Annotated in this window: 13 protein-coding genes; 5 read left to right on the forward strand and 8 right to left on the reverse strand. The window is 40.8% G+C overall.

Features of this window, described 5'->3' with window-relative positions; genetic code table 11:
• Positions 1-4 precede the first annotated feature (4 nt).
• The 3 genes from uvrA to R2Q66_RS01860 form a co-directional block, all read right to left on the reverse strand.
• Complete coding sequence (gene uvrA / locus R2Q66_RS01850) at positions 5-2,848, reverse strand: excinuclease ABC subunit UvrA (RefSeq protein WP_316746274.1); 2,844 nt, start codon at positions 2,846-2,848, stop codon at positions 5-7.
• 114 nt (positions 2,849-2,962) lie between these two features.
• On the reverse strand, positions 2,963-4,015 hold the full coding sequence (locus R2Q66_RS01855; protein ID WP_316746276.1) for a 2Fe-2S iron-sulfur cluster-binding protein: 1,053 nt from the start codon (positions 4,013-4,015) through the stop codon (positions 2,963-2,965).
• A gap of 86 nt (positions 4,016-4,101) precedes the next feature.
• A complete protein-coding gene (locus tag R2Q66_RS01860; protein ID WP_316746278.1) occupies positions 4,102-4,908 on the reverse strand; it encodes a lytic transglycosylase domain-containing protein in 807 nt (268 codons plus the stop codon).
• Positions 4,909-5,129: 221 nt separating this feature from the next.
• Here R2Q66_RS01860 and R2Q66_RS01865 point away from each other — a divergent pair, with 221 nt between their 5' ends.
• Both R2Q66_RS01865 and R2Q66_RS01870 read left to right on the forward strand, forming a co-directional pair.
• Positions 5,130-6,737, forward strand: coding sequence for a pseudouridine synthase (locus R2Q66_RS01865; RefSeq protein ID WP_316746280.1), 1,608 nt, complete (start codon positions 5,130-5,132; stop codon positions 6,735-6,737).
• Positions 6,738-6,839: 102 nt separating this feature from the next.
• On the forward strand, positions 6,840-7,952 hold the full coding sequence (locus R2Q66_RS01870; protein WP_316746282.1) for a lactonase family protein: 1,113 nt from the start codon (positions 6,840-6,842) through the stop codon (positions 7,950-7,952).
• 86 nt (positions 7,953-8,038) lie between these two features.
• Here the strand turns inward: R2Q66_RS01870 and bshA are convergent, their stop codons facing one another.
• From bshA to tilS, 3 genes are all read right to left on the reverse strand, one after another.
• Complete coding sequence (gene bshA / locus R2Q66_RS01875; RefSeq protein ID WP_316746284.1) at positions 8,039-9,211, reverse strand: N-acetyl-alpha-D-glucosaminyl L-malate synthase BshA; 1,173 nt, start codon at positions 9,209-9,211, stop codon at positions 8,039-8,041.
• A gap of 196 nt (positions 9,212-9,407) precedes the next feature.
• Positions 9,408-9,890, reverse strand: coding sequence for a hypothetical protein (locus R2Q66_RS01880; protein ID WP_182957471.1), 483 nt, complete (start codon positions 9,888-9,890; stop codon positions 9,408-9,410).
• A gap of 57 nt (positions 9,891-9,947) precedes the next feature.
• Positions 9,948-11,324, reverse strand: a complete 1,377-nt coding sequence (tilS, locus tag R2Q66_RS01885; protein WP_316746286.1) for a tRNA lysidine(34) synthetase TilS — start codon at positions 11,322-11,324, stop codon at positions 9,948-9,950.
• A gap of 182 nt (positions 11,325-11,506) precedes the next feature.
• On the opposite strand from tilS, the gene R2Q66_RS01890 reads away from it, so the two are divergent.
• Positions 11,507-14,032, forward strand: a complete 2,526-nt coding sequence (locus R2Q66_RS01890; protein WP_316746288.1) for an OstA-like protein — start codon at positions 11,507-11,509, stop codon at positions 14,030-14,032.
• Between the two features lie 49 nt (positions 14,033-14,081).
• Here the strand turns inward: R2Q66_RS01890 and rdgB are convergent, their stop codons facing one another.
• Together rdgB and R2Q66_RS01900 are read right to left on the reverse strand one after the other, a co-directional pair.
• Positions 14,082-14,663: an RdgB/HAM1 family non-canonical purine NTP pyrophosphatase gene (gene rdgB, locus R2Q66_RS01895; protein ID WP_316746611.1), complete on the reverse strand. Its 582-nt coding sequence runs from the start codon at positions 14,661-14,663 to the stop codon at positions 14,082-14,084.
• Complete coding sequence (locus R2Q66_RS01900; protein ID WP_316746290.1) at positions 14,663-15,349, reverse strand: hypothetical protein; 687 nt, start codon at positions 15,347-15,349, stop codon at positions 14,663-14,665. The genes rdgB and R2Q66_RS01900 overlap by 1 nt, the downstream gene beginning before the upstream one ends.
• A 145-nt stretch (positions 15,350-15,494) precedes the next feature.
• Here R2Q66_RS01900 and R2Q66_RS01905 point away from each other — a divergent pair, with 145 nt between their 5' ends.
• Both R2Q66_RS01905 and R2Q66_RS01910 read left to right on the forward strand, forming a co-directional pair.
• Positions 15,495-16,052 (forward strand): hypothetical protein, encoded by a 558-nt coding sequence (locus tag R2Q66_RS01905; protein ID WP_316746292.1) that lies wholly within the window; start codon positions 15,495-15,497, stop codon positions 16,050-16,052.
• A gap of 62 nt (positions 16,053-16,114) precedes the next feature.
• Complete coding sequence (locus tag R2Q66_RS01910; protein ID WP_316746293.1) at positions 16,115-17,473, forward strand: peptidylprolyl isomerase; 1,359 nt, start codon at positions 16,115-16,117, stop codon at positions 17,471-17,473.
• Positions 17,474-17,477: the final 4 nt, after the last annotated feature.

Below are 17,477 nucleotides of genomic sequence, written 5' to 3' on the forward strand. Positions count from 1 at the left end.
GCTATTATAAACCCATTTCTTTCTTCAAAAATTTACCGGTTAAACTAATCGGGTTCTGTATCAATCCTTCAGGAGTTCCTTCAAAGATGATCCTGCCACCGCCGGCACCACCTTCTTCTCCTAAATCGATTACCCAATCCGCTACTTTTACCACATCCAGGTTGTGCTCAATCACCAATACGGTATTCCCTTTTTCGACCAGTTCATTTAACACACCAAGAAGCACATTGATATCCTCAAAATGTAAGCCAGTTGTAGGCTCATCCAGGATATAAAATGTTTTTCCGGTATCTTTCTTAGAAAGTTCGGTCGCCAGTTTTACCCTTTGCGCTTCTCCACCGGAAAGCGTGGTAGAAGACTGACCCAAAGTAATATAGCCTAAACCTACATCTTTAAGGGTTTTGATTTTACGGTAGATGACCGGCATATTTTCAAAGAAATCACAAGCTTCTTCGATACTCATGTCGAGTACATCGCTGATGGATTTACTGCGGTAGCGCACTTCCAGGGTTTCCCTGTTGTATCTTTTTCCACCACATTCCTCACAAGGCACCGATACATCCGGCAGGAAATTCATTTCGATGACTTTCATTCCCCCCCCCTGACAGGTTTCGCAGCGTCCTCCTTTTACATTGAAAGAGAAACGACCTGGTTTGTAACCTCTGATCTTTGCTTCCGGCAATTGGACAAACAGGTTCCTGATGTCAGAAAACACGCCGGTATAGGTGGAAGGGTTAGATCTTGGCGTACGCCCGATAGGTGCCTGATCGATTTCAATTACTTTATCAATTTCTTTAATCCCATTGATCTTTTCATAAGGCAAAGGATGTTTTTTTGCTCTGAAAAAGTGGTGATTTAGTATCGGATATAAGGTTTCGGTGATCAGACTGGATTTACCACTTCCGGATACACCGGTTACCGCGATAAATTTACCCAATGGGAATTCTACCGAAACGTCTTTTAAATTGTGTCCACTCGCCTTAACGATAGACAATTTATGTCCGGTTCCTTTTCTACGTTTCTTAGGAACTTCAATTCCTTTTTTACCGTTCAGGTAAGCGGCAGTCAGGGTATCTGATTTTAGAATCTCTGCCGGTGTTCCCTGGGCAACGATTTGTCCGCCACGAACACCTGCCGCAGGGCCCACATCAATCACGTGATCTGCTTCCAGAATCATGTCTTTATCGTGTTCTACCACCAATACGGTATTGCCCAGATCGCGTAGGTTTTTTAAAGCCCCGATTAAGCGCTCATTGTCGCGCTGGTGCAAGCCGATACTCGGCTCATCCAGAATGTACATCACATTCATCAGCTGCGAGCCGATTTGTGTGGCCAGACGGATTCTTTGCGCTTCTCCACCGGATAAGGTCCTTGCGGTACGGTCCAGAGAAAGATAGTTCAATCCTACGTCCGTCAGGAAGCCCAATCTGGTTCTGATTTCTTTAAGAATTTCTTTGGCAATGGTATTCTGACGTTCTGATAAGCGGTCTTCGATGCCCACATACCAGTTTTTTAAGCTGTTGATGTCCATTTCGGCCAGCTCAAAGATATTTTTGCCGTCGATTTTGAAATGCAGACTTTCCTTCTTTAACCTTGCGCCATTACAGGTTGGGCAGGTTTTCAGTTTGCGGAAAGTTTCCATATCCTCGATTGCGCCTTCTCCTTTTTTCTCCTGCTGCTCTTCCAGCAATTTGATGATGCCATCAAAAGTGATCTGGTAGTTCTGCACATTCCATTTGTTATATTCTACGGCAACACTTAACAATTCCGGAGAACCGTTCAGGATAATCCCGATTTGTTCTTCGGTTAATTTCTCCAGTGGCGTAGATAAAGAAAAGGTATATTTTTTAGCAAGGGCTTTCAGCACCTGGAATACCCAGATGTCGCGGTATTCCCCTAATGGGGCTAAACCACCGTTCATGATACTTAATTTAGGATTCGGCATCACCGATTCCTTATCAATCACGAAAATATAACCGAGACCGTCGCAGCTTTCGCAGGCTCCGTAAGGAGAATTGAAAGAGAAACTATTCGGTTGTGGTTCATCATAAGAGATTCCGGTAGTCGGGCACATCAGGAAGCGACTAAAATGGGATACATTGTTGTCTTTATCGCTGATTTTAATGATGCCTTTACCCATTTTCATGGCCGTCTGAATGGAGTCATTCAGGCGTTTCTGATCTTCCCTGTCGATAATCAAGCGGTCGATCACCACTTCAATATCATGGATTTTATAACGATCCACCTGCATTTTAGGGCTCATGTCCTGGATTTCTCCATCGATGCGCACTTTAATATAGCCTTGTTTGCGGATCTGTTCAAATAATTCCCGGTAATGTCCTTTACGGCCTTTCACTACAGGCGCAAGGATATTGACAGGCATTCCTTCAAATTTCTTATAGATATTTCCAAGAATCTGATCTTCGCTCATGCGTTCCATTTTCTCTCCGGTATTGTAAGAGAAGGCTTCGGCAGTACGCGCATAGAGTAATCGCATGAAATCGTAGATTTCAGTAATGGTACCTACGGTAGATCTTGGGTTTTTGCTGGTTGTTTTTTGTTCAATGGCAATCACCGGACTTAATCCTGAGATTTTATCCACATCAGGACGCTCCATTCCACCCATAAACTGGCGGGAATAAGCACTGAAAGTCTCCATATACCTACGCTGTCCCTCCGCATAAATGGTGTCAAATGCCAAAGAAGACTTTCCACTTCCACTCAATCCGGTAATTACTACCAGCTGGTTGCGGGGAAAGGAGATGTCTATATTTTTAAGGTTATGTACCCTGGCACCATATACTTCTACATCCTTTTGCTCGCCCAGGTCAACGGTATTTTTGCTCATATTTTTATTAAAACAATACTGATATCTATATATTTAAGACAACAAATTTTCAGCCACAAAAATGCTAAAAATTTTATCAAAAGAAAAGTTAATAACCCCTCTGGCTGATAATGTTCACCAAACTAGTGTGGTACCATTTTCAGTGGGGTGACCGGTGCAAACCAGCACTCTACCTGCTTCAATTTCGTTGTCCATTAAAACTTCATTATAATCCATTCTCACCCCGCCTTTGGTACAATTGGCAGTGCAGGTGCTGCAAATGCCAGCATGACAGCTGTATGGCAGGTTGATTCCTGCTGCTAAAGCGGCATCCAGAATACTCTGGTTATACGGCACCTTAATTTCACTGATTTCCCCTTTAAAGTTCAGGATGACGGAATAGGTATTGGTATCTTTTACTGTCTTTTCCGTGGTATCATCTTCATCGGCCTCATCTTCAGGAAGTACAAAGGTTTCTTTTTTGATTTGCGATTGCTGGAAGCCGAGATTCAATAAAGTGATTCTACAGACATCCATATAATCAACCGGACCGCAGGTATATAATAAGGTATCGGTTTTTTCGAATTCCAGGTTTTCTGCTACGATTCTTTCGATGAGCTGTCCGTTTAAACGGGCCATCATCAGATTTTTCGCGGTGCTAAACAGGTAAATGATTTTTAAACGCTCCGGATATCGCTGTTGCCATTCCTGGAGTGCTTCATAGAACAGACTTCCTGCTGCCGACTTATTGCTGTACGCTAAAATGACTTTGGTATGTTTTTCCCGAAGCAATGCGGTCTTCAATATCGAGAATAAAGGGGTGATCCCTACGCCTGCGCCGAATAAAAACACCGTTCTTTTGATTTCTTCCTCTGGCAGATAGCTGAATTGTCCGTTTGGCTCCAGTGCAGTGAGCACATCGCCTATGGCAGTTTTATGGTGTAAGAGTCTGGAAATCTCTCCATTTTCTACTCTTTTGATTGCAATAGCAAGTGGTTCGTCCAGATCCGGAGAACTGCAAAGGGAATATGACCTTCTCAATTCTTTTCCATTCACCTCAAATACAAGCGTTAAGAATTGTCCGGCCAGGTATTTTGGCTTTGGCGCATCTATCGGCTCAAAACTGATGAGGAGTGTTTCGCCCGGGCTGTAGGTCATTCCGGTAATGCGCAGTTTTAACAGTTTCATAGTTGGGTAAAATAGTGATTTTCTGAGAAAACAAAAAGCCGGAATAAATTCCGGCTCCCCCCTTTGTCTGTCTTAATATTTTATGCTTATTCTTTGCTTTCCGCTTTATCAGCTTCGTTAGCAGCCTTTTCAGCATTGTAAGCTAAAAACGCTCTTGGCGCTTTATAACCATACTGATCCGGATATTCCATGATCTGTTTCATGGAGATCAATTTGTAAACGTAACTAGCGGTTTCGCTGTTCAGTTTCATCTTGAAATAATTGTCTTGTTTTTGCCTGTTAATCTGCTTTCTCATGTGGTTATCACCAACGTTGTAAGCAGCTGCGACTAGAGCCCAATTGTCAAAAATTCCGTAGAGTTCTTTGATGTATTTGGCGGCAGCGACAGTGGACTTACGTAAGTTGTTTCTTTCGTCCACTTTCGAATTAACTTTCAAACCATAACTGCGTGCAGTTGCCGGCATAAACTGCCAGAATCCTGCTGCTCCTTTTGGAGATACGCCCGACTTTAAACCTGATTCAACTAAAGGCATATACTTAAAGTCTTCAGGAATGCCGTAGGCGGCAAGTATTGGTTCTATTACAGGAAACCATTCTGCTGCTTTATTATGCAAGCGGTTGGTTTGTAGATTACTGTAACTAAATTTAGCAAGGGCCTTTTCCATTTTCCGCTCCACAATGGCATCCCCTAATGGTAGTCCTTCCTCTGCAAATTTGAGATCAGCCATTGTTTGAGCTGGCTCCTCGATCTCTGATACTAATGTGTCACTATTTTTTGTTGTTTCTTCTTTTAAAAGACTTTCTGCTGCTTGGGGCATGTTGTAAGCAAACACTTTTGCGATTACCAGTAATGTAATTATTACAGTTAATGTTATTATGTGTTTCTTTATCATTTTCCTCCTTTTTTTGGTGAACAATTTTAAAACGTTTGCAAAGATAACGTATATTATCTTAACTATCAAGCTTTTACAAAAACTGCTCCCAAAATCCACGTTTAAACACCCATAGGCCGCGATTTTTTATGCCCTGGACAACTTCGCAAAAAAGTAGCAAAAAAGTGCTTGATTTTTACTAAATTTGCATCCGCATAAATTATGCGGAATAATAGCGTATCATGAACAAAGACAACAACAGGAACAGTCGGGATGACAAGTCCAAATCGGGCAACAGAAGTTCAACAAGCCAAAATCGTAGCGGAGGAGACTCTTCTTACAGAGATAAAGGTAAGTCTGACGACAAAGATTGGAAAGAGAAAAAGTTTGGTGGCCCGAGAGATTCTAACCCTAGAGAAGGCGGATCAAGAGATTTCAAACCTCGTGAAGGCGGATCAAGGGATTTCAAACCACGCGAAGGTGGATCAAGAGATTTCAAACCACGTGAAGGTGGATCAAGAGATTTCAAACCACGTGAAGGCGGTTCAAGAGATTTCAAACCACGTGAAGGTGGTTCAAGAGATTTCAAACCACGTGAAGGCGGTTCAAGAGATTTCAAACCTCGTGAAGGCGGTTCAAGAGATTTCAAACCTCGTGAAGGCGGTTCAAGAGATTTCAAACCACGTGAAGGTGGATCAAGAGATTTCAAACCACGTGAAGGTGGATCGAGAGATTTCAAACCACGTGAAGGTGGATCGAGAGATTTCAAACCACGTGAAGGTGGATCAAGAGATTTCAAACCACGTGAAGGTGGATCGAGAGATTTCAAACCACGTGAAGGCGGTTCAAGAGATTTCAATGCGCGTCCACACAGTGCTGGTAGCTCAAGAGACTTACCTCCTTCTGACAAAACACGTAGTTATATAAAGAAAGACCATTTCGGAAAAGGGGATCAACCTTTCAAGAAATTTGATGATAATAGAGGTGGTGCCGGTGCTTCAAGAAGTACTGACAGCAGACCTTTTAGAAAAAGAGAAGACGAAGGTGGTTCAAGAGATTTCAAACCTCGTTCTGACCGCGAAGAAGGTACTACTACCATGCGTAGCAGAAAAGCACCTATCGTTAAGGATGATGGCTTAATTCGTTTAAACCGTTACATCGCCAATTCAGGAATTTGTTCCCGTCGTAAAGCGGATGAGCTTATTGCTGCTGGTGTAGTATCTGTTAATGGGGAAGCAATTTCTGAACTAGGTCATAAAATTGACCCTGCGAAAGATGAGATCCGTTACAATGGTGAGTTGTTGAAACGCGAAAAGAAAATTTACGTGTTATTAAACAAACCTAAAGATTACATCACGACTACTGAAGATCCTCAGGAACGTCGTACTGTAATGCAATTGGTAGAGAAAGCAAGCAGAGAACGCATTTATCCGGTAGGAAGATTAGACCGTAATACTACAGGTTTATTATTGATGACCAATGATGGCGATCTTGCTGATAAATTATCTCACCCAAGAAATGGCATTACTAAAATCTACCATGTAGAGCTAAGTAAGACTTTAAGTCAAGGTGATTTCAACAAAATTCAATTCGGTTTAGAATTGGAAGATGGTGTGATCAAACCGGATAACATTTCTTATGTTGCTGGTGGTAGTAAAAAAGAGATCGGCATTCAGATCCACAGTGGTAAAAATAGAATCGTAAGAAGAATATTTGAACACTTAGGTTATGATGTGGTGAAACTTGACCGTGTAGTTTACGGTAATTTAACTAAAAAAGACCTTCCACGTGGAAGATGGAGATATTTAGAAGAGCATGAATTGATTCAGATCAAACATCTGATCAAGTAATCTTTTCTTTAAGATCCGATAAAATACCATTAGCCTGTTCTTTACTTCATGTAAGGAACAGGCTTTTGTTTTTTTAAGATTATTTTAAATAAATTAGCCCTCATGAAGAAACTCTTATTTTTCCCGGTTATTATGCTCGCATTACAAAGCTGTGCACAGAAAAAAGATTATAATTTAATTGTTGGTACGTACACGAATACAGGGAAAAGTGAGGGGATTTATGTCTACGATTTCGATGCCACTACGGCGGTTACGAAAGCAAAAAGTATCACCAAAAACGTTGAGAACCCAAGTTACCTGGCTTTAGGTGATGGCCATAAAACGATCTATGCGGTAAACGAAACTTCGGAAACCAGTGCAGCAAGCGCTTTTAAGTTTGATGCCCTGTCCGGAAAGCTGACTTTCTTAAACAAGCAACCTACGCTGGGTGCCGATCCTTGCTACATCATCGCAGATCAGAAAAACGTGATTACCGCCAATTATTCGGGTGGGAGTATCTCCGTTTTCGGTATTGAAAAGAATGGCGCCTTATCACCTTTGAAACAATTGCTGAAACATAGCGGAAAAAGCGTGGATAAAGCCCGTCAGGGAAGTTCCCATGTACACATGGTACAATTTACGCCAGATCATAAGTATGTGGTGGTAGACGACCTCGGTACGGATAAGGTCTATATATATAAGTATAACCCGGATGGTGGCGCTAAGGTGTTAACCCTTAAAGATAGTGTAGCCGTTAACCCTGGCGCGGGTCCAAGACACCTTGTTTTCAGTAAAGACGCTAAATATGCCTACCTGATTCATGAAATCGATGGCGGGATCACCGTATTCAGTTACAGCGATGGCAGTCTGACCGAAATTCAGGAGACTAAAATTACAGAAGATGGTTTCAAAGGAGAAAATGGCGCTGCCGATATTCAGCTTTCTCCGGATGGTAAGTTTTTATACGCCAGCAACAGAGGTACAGAAAATAAGATCACCATTTTTGCAATTGAAAAAGGTGGCTTGCTAAGTGTTAGAGGTTATGTGCCTACTTTAGGAAAAGGCCCGAGAAACTTTGCCATTGATCCAACAGGAAAATATTTATTAGTGGCGCACCAATATACCAATGACATCGTCATCTTTGAACGCAACCTGGAAACAGGTGCATTAACGGATACCGGTAAAAGAATTGAAGTAGGTGCTCCGGTATGTTTAATCTTTGCGCCGGTTAGATAAATCAGCAATATGCGTATATAAACAAAACAGGCCTTCGGAATATCCGAAGGCCTGTTTTGTTTATCATTAAAATTAGTTTTGATCCCTTATTTACTGGCTGCTTTTAATACCACTTTCAAAGGATTATTATTTTTTGCTTCTTCAATAATCTGGCTGTAATAATCCACATATATTGGAAGGATTTTCTTCAGGTCGAAATCTTGTGCTCTGATGAAAGCGTTTTCTTTAAACTGTTGTAATACCTCGTCATTTTCCAGAATCTGGATTCCTTTAGCGGCCATATCTTCTACATCGCCAACATTGCTCATGAAACCACAGAAACCATCTACATTTAATTCAGGTAATCCACCTGCATTAGAGGTAATCGCCGGTACTTTACAGGCCATAGCTTCCAGGGCGGCTAATCCAAAGCTTTCAGATTCTGAAGGCATCAGGAATAAATCAGATACGGAAAGAATCTCTTCTATCGCATCTTGTTTCCCAAGGAAGCGAACATGTTCGCAAATACCCAGATCTCTGCACAATTGCTCACAATAGACACGCTCAGGGCCATCTCCAACCATCAATAACTTAGAAGGAATCTTTTTCTGAATCTTATCAAAAGTTAGAATCACATCCTGAGTACGTTTCACTTTTCTAAAGTTGGACGTGTGGATTAAGATGCGTTCGTTATTTGGGGCAATTGCTTTTTTAAAGTGATCTTTTGGTTGTAAGCTAAAGCGTTTAAAATCTATAAAATTGGGGATCACTTTGATCTCATTCGTGATCTCAAAATGAGCTTCTGTATCTTCTTTCAGATTTTGTGATACCGTAGTTACGCCATCAGATTTATTGATCGAGAACGTAACGACTGGTTTATAAGTAGGATCTTTCCCTACCAGGGTGATGTCAGTTCCGTGAAGCGTGGTTACAAAAGGAATGTATATCCCGTAAGTTTCCAGAATCTGCTTGGCCATAAATGCGGCTGAAGCATGAGGAATGGCGTAATGAACGTGGAGAATATCCAGTTGTTCGAAACGAACTACATCTACGAGCTTGCTCGCCAGTGCGGATTCATAAGGTGCATAATCAAATAAGGGATAATCCCTCACAGATACTTCATGATAGAATAAGTTGGCAGAGAAAAAGTCGAGGCGTGCAGGCTGACTATAAGTAATAAAATGTACCTGATGTCCTTCATCAGCGAGCGCTTTACCTAATTCAGTAGCGACAACGCCACTACCTCCAAAAGTTGGGTAACATACAATACCTATTTTCATTCTAGCGAATTTGTTTTTTTGTGATATTCTTATCTCAAATACAGGAAATCGAATGCGAGATCTTACTCTGATACAGTCGATTATTTAACCTGCTGTAAAGACAACACCAATCCAGAAAAACGGTTTGATTTCTTTTGTTTTTACAATGCAAAGAACACTACTTAAACTGAACTTTGTGTTAAACAAATGCAATTATTTAAGATTTCATCTGGTCTTTTATTACCAGATACATTTCGTTGGGGCGTTGGGTACCAATGAAGTATTCGAAACCATCGCGATCGGTCAGTACAACGGCATCTTTTCCGGAAGAATAGAAGCGTACACTCCCTTTTCGGTGGAGGTTATAAACAGGATTGTTGAACAGGTAATTGCTATACGTATCTTTTCTTACGCTTTTGATGGTATTCAGGTCGATTTCTACTTTTCTGGCCGACCATAATCCGTCGATCAGGATCTTTTTATCTTCAATGATGGTTTTGTATTGAATCATGAAAAGCAAAATGATAGAGACAGCAATGATTCCGAAACCTACTACTAAAAATAAGTCCTGGGTATTGTCGCGGTCACGTTCGTAAACATAAGCCGCAAAACAAAATGCTGCCATTACCAAACGAATACAGATTCGGATATAATCGCGGCCTATATATTGTTTCTCCAAAAAAGCGTATCGGTTCCCCATCTATATAATTTTCAATAAAGTTACTTGTTTTTTCCTTTGGATCGTAAAGCAAGCAGGTTAAGATTGTTTAGAATTTGTAATATGTGCCACTGTATAGGTCAATATCGTGATATTTTTTGTCGCAGGCCCGATTCTATATCGGTTGTCCTGACGCATTCCTGCAAGCCAAATCACTTCTCCATTTCCATTCAGCAAAATTGGTACCGTATCTTTCCTGGTGACCGGTATCTTTTCATCAATAAAAAAGTCACTGAGCTTTTTATAATGTTTCATACCGAAGGGTTTGAACTTATCACCAGGATGTCTGCTTCTTAAAATTAAGGGATAAATCAATTGATCCGTATCGAGGTAGGCTTTGTTTGGGTCTCTTTCGATTTGGTAATCTTTATCAAATTCTGCTTTGCTCAGATGTATACTGCTCAAAGTCCCATTTGGCGTTTCTATTTTATCTGTTGTGGGATGCCAAAGCAAATGATGTCCGTTTGCTTCCCTTTTCAGTGGACTAATAATCAGATCTGCTCTGTTTACAGTGAGTTGATGGCTATTGCTGTAAAAAGATATTCCGCTTTGCTTGTCCAGCGCCTGGATCAGATCGCCAATCACCGATTCCGAAAAATGGTAAGGCTTCAACAGTTCGAACATCAGCAGTTTCTGCGGATTCAGATTTTTCACCTTTTCAATTGATAGGTAATGGCCGTCATGCTCCGTTCTAAACATGGAACTGCGTAAGTCTGCCACTACTTGCTGTAGCACCTGCTCGGTATCTGCAAATCGTTGTATGTTCTGCTGAAAAGTGAGTTCCAGGCTTGCATTGATCTCTTTCAATTGCGGGATCACCTTTAAGCGGATTTTATTTCTGGCATAGTTAGCGCTCAGGTTAGAGCTGTCTTCTACGTAATCAATGTTTTCAGCATCAATCAAATCATTGATCGTCTTGCGGGTTAAAAACAACAGCGGCCGGATCAGCTTACCTCTTTTCGGCAGGATGCCATGCAAACCGGCAATGCCAGTGCCGCGTGTCAGGTTTAACAAGACGGTTTCTATCGCATCATCCTGATGTTGCGCGAGGGCGATATACGCGTAACCTTCTGCCTTGCTCAATTCCTCAAACCATTGGTATCTTAAATCTCTTGCCGCCATCTGGATAGAGATTTTATGGCTGTTGGCGTAGGCTTTGGTATCGAAATGCTTCACATAAACCGGCACAGCTAAGGTAGCCGCCAGCATTTTCACGAAATGTTCATCGCGGACAGACTCCTCCCCTCTTAAGTTAAAGTTGCAATGGGCGATTCCGAAATTATAACCCGCCTGTTTAAACAGATGGGCCATTAAAACAGAATCCCTACCCCCACTAACGGCCAGAAGAATCTGATCTTCGGTAGAGAAAAGGGCGTTTTGCTGGATATAAGCTTTAAATTGAGGTAGAGGTAGCATCTTTCAAAAATAGCATTTACTAACGGATTTTAATTTTAGCCTGTAGTAAATTTTGTGTTTTATACGTTTAGCCTATAGATAATCGCTATTATTTTTACAGATCTTTAAAGAAAGCTCAAAATAGCTAAATTGAGGGCTATTTATTCTGATGAAAATGGTAAGCAAAAAACTAACTTTGTAACGTGCAGAAACTATCTATTTTTTTTATTTTATTCCTTCTATCGTTTTCTCTACTTGCTCAGCAGAAGACTAAAATCATTCTGAAAAGCTCACAACGAGCCCGGGTAGAAAAGAATATCAATACCACATTCCTGAGAAATCCGGTATTCCAGCAAGACAATGCCACACTGGCTTGCGATAGTGCCGTATTTTATGAATCGAAAAATATGTTTGATGCCTTTGGTAATGTACACATCAACCAGGCAGATACCATCAATATTTATTCTGACCGCCTCACTTATGATGGGAATACTAAAAATGCACACTTAACCAGTAATGTAAGAATGATCGACAAAGAGTCGGTTTTAACCACCAATATTCTGGATTATAACCTGGGCAGTAAAGTGGGAATTTATACCACCGGTGGTAAGATTGTGAATAAAGATGTAACCCTGACCAGTAAAAACGGGTATTATTTTTCCGGATCCCGGGATGCTTATTTCCGCTATGATGTAGTGGTAGTCACTCCGGAAACCAGGATAACATCCGACACGTTAAGATATAACACCCTCAGTAACTGGTCCTATTTCTATGGCCCAACCAATATCAAAGGCAAAGATGACAACCTGTATACCGAAGACGGGGCCTATAATACAAAAACTCAATACGCTTATTTTGGAAAGAAAAACCTCTATACCACAGGTTCAAAATCGCTGAAAGGTGATAGTTTATATTATGATGGCATCGCCGGATATGGTAAGGCTGTCAGGAATATTGTCTTTAAAGATACGGTGGATAAAATAGTGATGTACGGCCAACTGGGCTACTATTACAAAATCGACCAGCGCACGGTGGTCACCCAAAAACCTTATGTAGGAATGGGTACTGCCGATTCCGTCATGGTCGGTAAAAAGCTCCAGGCAGACAGTTTATGGATGGGCGCTGATACCCTGGAAACACAGATGGTACTCCTTAAAACCTTAAAACTAATCGCCTCCCCTGTCCTGAAAAAAGACAATGAAATGGGAGAAGCAGAAGAACCGGATGAAGAGAAAATCGGCGCGAAACAAACTGTTGCCGCTACCGATAAAAAAGAAGAGAAGAAGAAGGATAAGCAACCGGTAGCTGCCCTTCCGCTGAACCCTTTAGATTCTGGTAAAACAAAATTTTCTACAACTGCGGATTCGCTTTCTAAAGGAAATATCCCTTTAAAAAACGACACTATTCCGATTAAAAAGAAGGAGATCCCTTTAAGTAAAAAGGCGCTAAAACCAGTTCTTGCCGACAGCACGATATTGAAGGTACTGCCGGCCGCAGAGGTGATCCAGCCGGAAAACACCATTAAAGATGCCTTGAAAAGTGCTTTAAAAGATTCTCTTAATACCGGGCTTAGTCCGGAAAAGGATAAAGTTAATGCGCTGAATAAGGGCATCGCAAATGCGAAAAACAATGGTGCTGTTACAGCTGGAAAGAAGGCTATAGCGGGAAATAAAGCGGTTGTTGGCAAGGCCGTAGCAGGCGCAAAAACTTTAGCAGGAGATAAAGCAGCAACCGGAAAAGCCATCGCAGGAGTTAAGGCAGTTGGCAAGGCAATCGTTCCCGATTCTGTTCCTTTTAACCCTGCGGATACGGTAAAAACAAGGATCATTAAAGCTTACCACAATGTGAGGGTCTATAAATCTAATATGCAGGCCAGAGCTGATTCGCTGTTTTACACCAGTTCAGATTCTACGCTTCGCTGGTATGGAAAACCTGTCCTTTGGGCAGAAGGTTCGCAGCAAACAGGTGACACCATTTACCTGAAACTAAAAGACAAACAATTGAATACCTCACAGGTGCTGAATAACGCATTTATGGTGAATGTAAACTTAGATTCTGCCAGGTTTAATCAGATCAAAGGAAAACTAATTACCGGATTTTTCATCGATGGTAAGCTGAACCGAATGTTTGTCGACGGAAATGCAGAAAGTGTCTATTACAACCGGGAAAAAGACAGTATTTACACGGAAATGAACCAGACGGTAAGTAGCCGGATAAAGATCATTTTTAAAGAAAAAGAGATCTCCGAGATCATTACCATTAAAGATACGGAAGGGTTAAGAGTACCGATTAAGGAGCTTAAAGATGATATTTTCTTAACGGGTTTTGTCTGGAAGCCAGAACTGAGACCTTTGTCGAAAAAAGAGGTGATCAATGGTAAACCGAAACCTAAACCCGGAGCAAAGCAACCTGCCGGACCTAAAGGCCCGAAGCCACAGCCTAAAAAGAAGGATAAAGATGGCAAGGATATCGTGGAGGAAATTCTGGATGGGAAACCAATGACAGGAGCAGCGGAAAAACCTGTTAAAGACATCAAAAAGGCCGTAAAAGAGATTGGTATCCCTTCGACAGAGTCTCTGAAAACATTGCCATTGAAAATACCCGCTATAAAACCAGATAGCGCGAAAATAGACTCGATTAAAAAAGAACTGCAAAAAAAAGCGGCTCCGATTAAAGCCGCTATTCTTACGCCGGTAGCGATACCTACTGTTCCTTTAAAAAAGCAATAACCAGCTTTCTTAAGCGCAATAAAGTATCCTATTTAAAGGAGCAATACGCTTATGCCTGTTGCTCCTTTAAGAAAGCAATCAGCTTACGCATGGCAATTGCCCGGTGACTGATTTCATTTTTCTGCTCCATACTCATCTGAGCGAAACTAATGTCATAACCTTCAGGAACAAAAATAGGATCATAACCAAAACCCTGGTTTCCCATTGGCTTTTCCGCGATCTGCCCATTAATAATTCCTTCGAAAAGATAGTTTTTATGGTCTTTAAAAAGTGAAACAACCGTTCTGAAACGTGCATTTCTATTGGCCTGACCTTCCATTTTCTGCAAGACCAGATTTAGATTTGTTGCATCATCTTTGACCCCCGAATACCTGGCCGAATAGATTCCCGGTTCCTGGTTCAAAGCTTCAATCTCTAATCCGCTATCATCTGCAAAACAATCTAACTGGTAGTTTTCTACCACGTAACTGCTTTTTAAAGTCGCATTTTCAGCGAATGTGCTCCCCGTTTCCGGGATATCAACCGTACAACCGATATCCGTCAGGTTCAATACTTTATACTGGCCCCGCAATAAATTGCCAACCTCTTCTGTTTTATGTTTGTTATTTGTAGCGAATACTAATTCTGTGATCATAATCCTAATTGTTGAAGGCTTCCCCATAATTCTTTCTTTCCTGCCGGATGTTGTTCCAGTTTCCTCAATTCTGCCGAGAAAATCAGACGAACATCTCCCTCCATTACGATTTTATTTTCCGGCTTCGCTTCCAGTTGTAAATCCGCAGGAGAAACGCCAAATGCGAAAATCAGCGTACTCGAAAAATACTGTTGTAATTGGCTATAACTGGCTGTCGGGTATTTCGCGTAATTTAATAAGGCAAAATCACTGGCCGTTAAGTTGATTGATTTCACAATTTTACGCAACAACTCTCTTCCCGGCTCATCGCTCACCTCATGCTCCGCATCATTTACCAGAATTAAAATCTTCTTTTTGTTCTTCCCAAGGAAAGTAAAGGATAAAGCGGCAGGTTTTTCAACCGGAATGTCCATTACCGGAATCACGGGAATCTGCGGAACTGCTGCCGGCACCGGACTAACCGGAGGCAGGGAGACCTTTTCCTGAGGGATTTCCGCAACATTTTCCGGAGTCGCTGAAGCAAGTGATTCCGTTTCTGCAACCGCATAAACAGTGCTATCTTCCTGAACAACAGACGCCAATACTTCCTCAGTTGAATATCCTTCCTCCCCCTTAATCAAATAAATATCCTCTGTAAAAAATAAACGTAAAGCTTCTCCGTTCGTTGTTAGTTTACTGCTCATTAATGCTGATTTTGTTAGAAATCTTTTTTCTGTTAAAATTAGTTAAATATCCTATTATAGTGCCTTTATTTATTACTTTTATGCCTTAAAATATATATAGCATATATCTTTCGTGAGAAAAACTTGTTGCATTATCTTCTTCAGTATGACCTTTGCCAGCGCATTTGCACAAAATGTAGCCAGCATTAACGGTAAACCTGTAAGCAGTAAAGAATTTATGTGGGTTTTTAATAAAACCCATGCCGGAACTTCAAATGTTAAATTAAAAGAACTGGAAGACTATTTAAACCTCTACCTGGATTTCAAACTTAAAGTACTGGATGCTATAGAAATGGGTTTTGATAAGGATACGGCTTATCTTTCAGAAATAAAAGATTATGAAACCGCCCTACGCGCTCAAAAAAAGACATCCATTCCAAAAGCTACATACTCCATGGTAATTAATGAGTACAAAAATGCCGTACTGATGTTTAATGTATCTGAGTTAAAAGTTTGGGATAGAGCTCAAAATGATGCCCACCAACTCCGCAACTTTTATGAAAGAAACCAGCCGCTTTATGGGGAAGGTTCTTTCGAGGAACAAAAAGGAATAGTGATCGCTGATTATGAGCATGCGCTGGAAAAAGACTGGCTGGATAAATTAAGACAGCGTTATCCGGTGAAAGTAAATGAAGCTGAATTGAGAAAACTGGCGAAATTATAAGGATAACGCCTCCAAAATATTAATGTTAAATTTGCAAAAGATTATAATTGAACGTACATAGAATGAAGAAACTTTTAGTGATTACAGGCGGATTGATCTGTTTGTTTTTAAACACACAAGCGCAAAAGAAAAATATTGATAAAGTTGTTGCTGTATTAGGGAATAATATCATTTTATTATCTGATTTGAACCAACAATATGCGCAATACCTGAACTCTGGTAATCCAGCAGATGAAAAGGTAAAATGCTATATCTTACAACAAATGCTTGCGCAGAAATTGCTGAAACAACAGGCAGAAATCGATTCAATTACGGTGGATGAATCTCAGGTAGACAATGAAGTCGAAAAGAGAATGCGTATGCAAATCCAACGTGCAGGTGGCGAAGAGCGTTTAGAGCAATTCCTAAACCGTTCAGTATTGCAATACAAAGATGAAATCAGACCGGACATTAAAGAGCAGTTGATTTCTGACAATATGCAACAACACATCACCAAAGATGTGAGCATCACTCCTCTTGAGGTTAAAAAATACTTTGATTCTTATAAAAAAGACAGCTTACCTGATATTCCTACAGAATTTGAGGTTGGAGAAATCGTGCTTCACCCAAAACTGACGAAAGCAGAGAAACAGAAATTCCATGATAAAATTGATGCTTTAAGGTTAAGGGTTAAAAGTGGTGAAGACTTTGCTTTCCTTGCAAAATCATACTCGGAAGATCCGGGATCAGCACCTGATGGGGGTGATTTAGGTTTCTTTGACCGTACCAGAATGGTAAAAGAATTTACTGCATGGGCCTTCAAATTGAAAGCTGGTGAAGTTTCTCCGGTTTTTGAAACAGAACATGGTTTCCATATTTTACAAGTCATTGAGCGTCGTGGAGAACAGGTTCAGGCCCGTCACATTTTGGTTCGTCCACAGATTACACCAGAAAGTTTAGAGCGTGTAAAACTTCAGGCAGACAGTATTTACAACAACCTCGTTAATAAAAAAATTACTTTTTCTACCGCTGCTTCATTGTATTCAGACAATAAAGAATCACAATACAATGGTGGAATGATCCTTTATGCAGATAATGTAACGGCTAGAACAACCTTCATTCCTGCAGACAAACTTGACCCTAAAGTATTCTTAGTCGTAGATACCATGAAAGTTGGTGACATCTCTAAGCCAGTACTTTTCACTGGTCAGGATGGTAAAGAAGGTTATAAATTATTATACCTGAAATCTAAAATTCCACCACACAAAGGAAACCTGGAGCAAGATTATGCGAAATTCAAAGAAAGAGCACAACAAGCTAAAGTTGACCGTACCTTAAGTGAGTGGTTTGAGAAAAGAAGAGAAAACACGTACATCAGAATCGGAGAAGATTATGATCAGTGTGATGAATTAAAAATCTGGGCTCAGGCTTCTAAGAAATAATTCT

Source organism: Pedobacter gandavensis, assembly GCF_032677645.1.
Taxonomy (GTDB): domain Bacteria; phylum Bacteroidota; class Bacteroidia; order Sphingobacteriales; family Sphingobacteriaceae; genus Pedobacter; species Pedobacter gandavensis_A.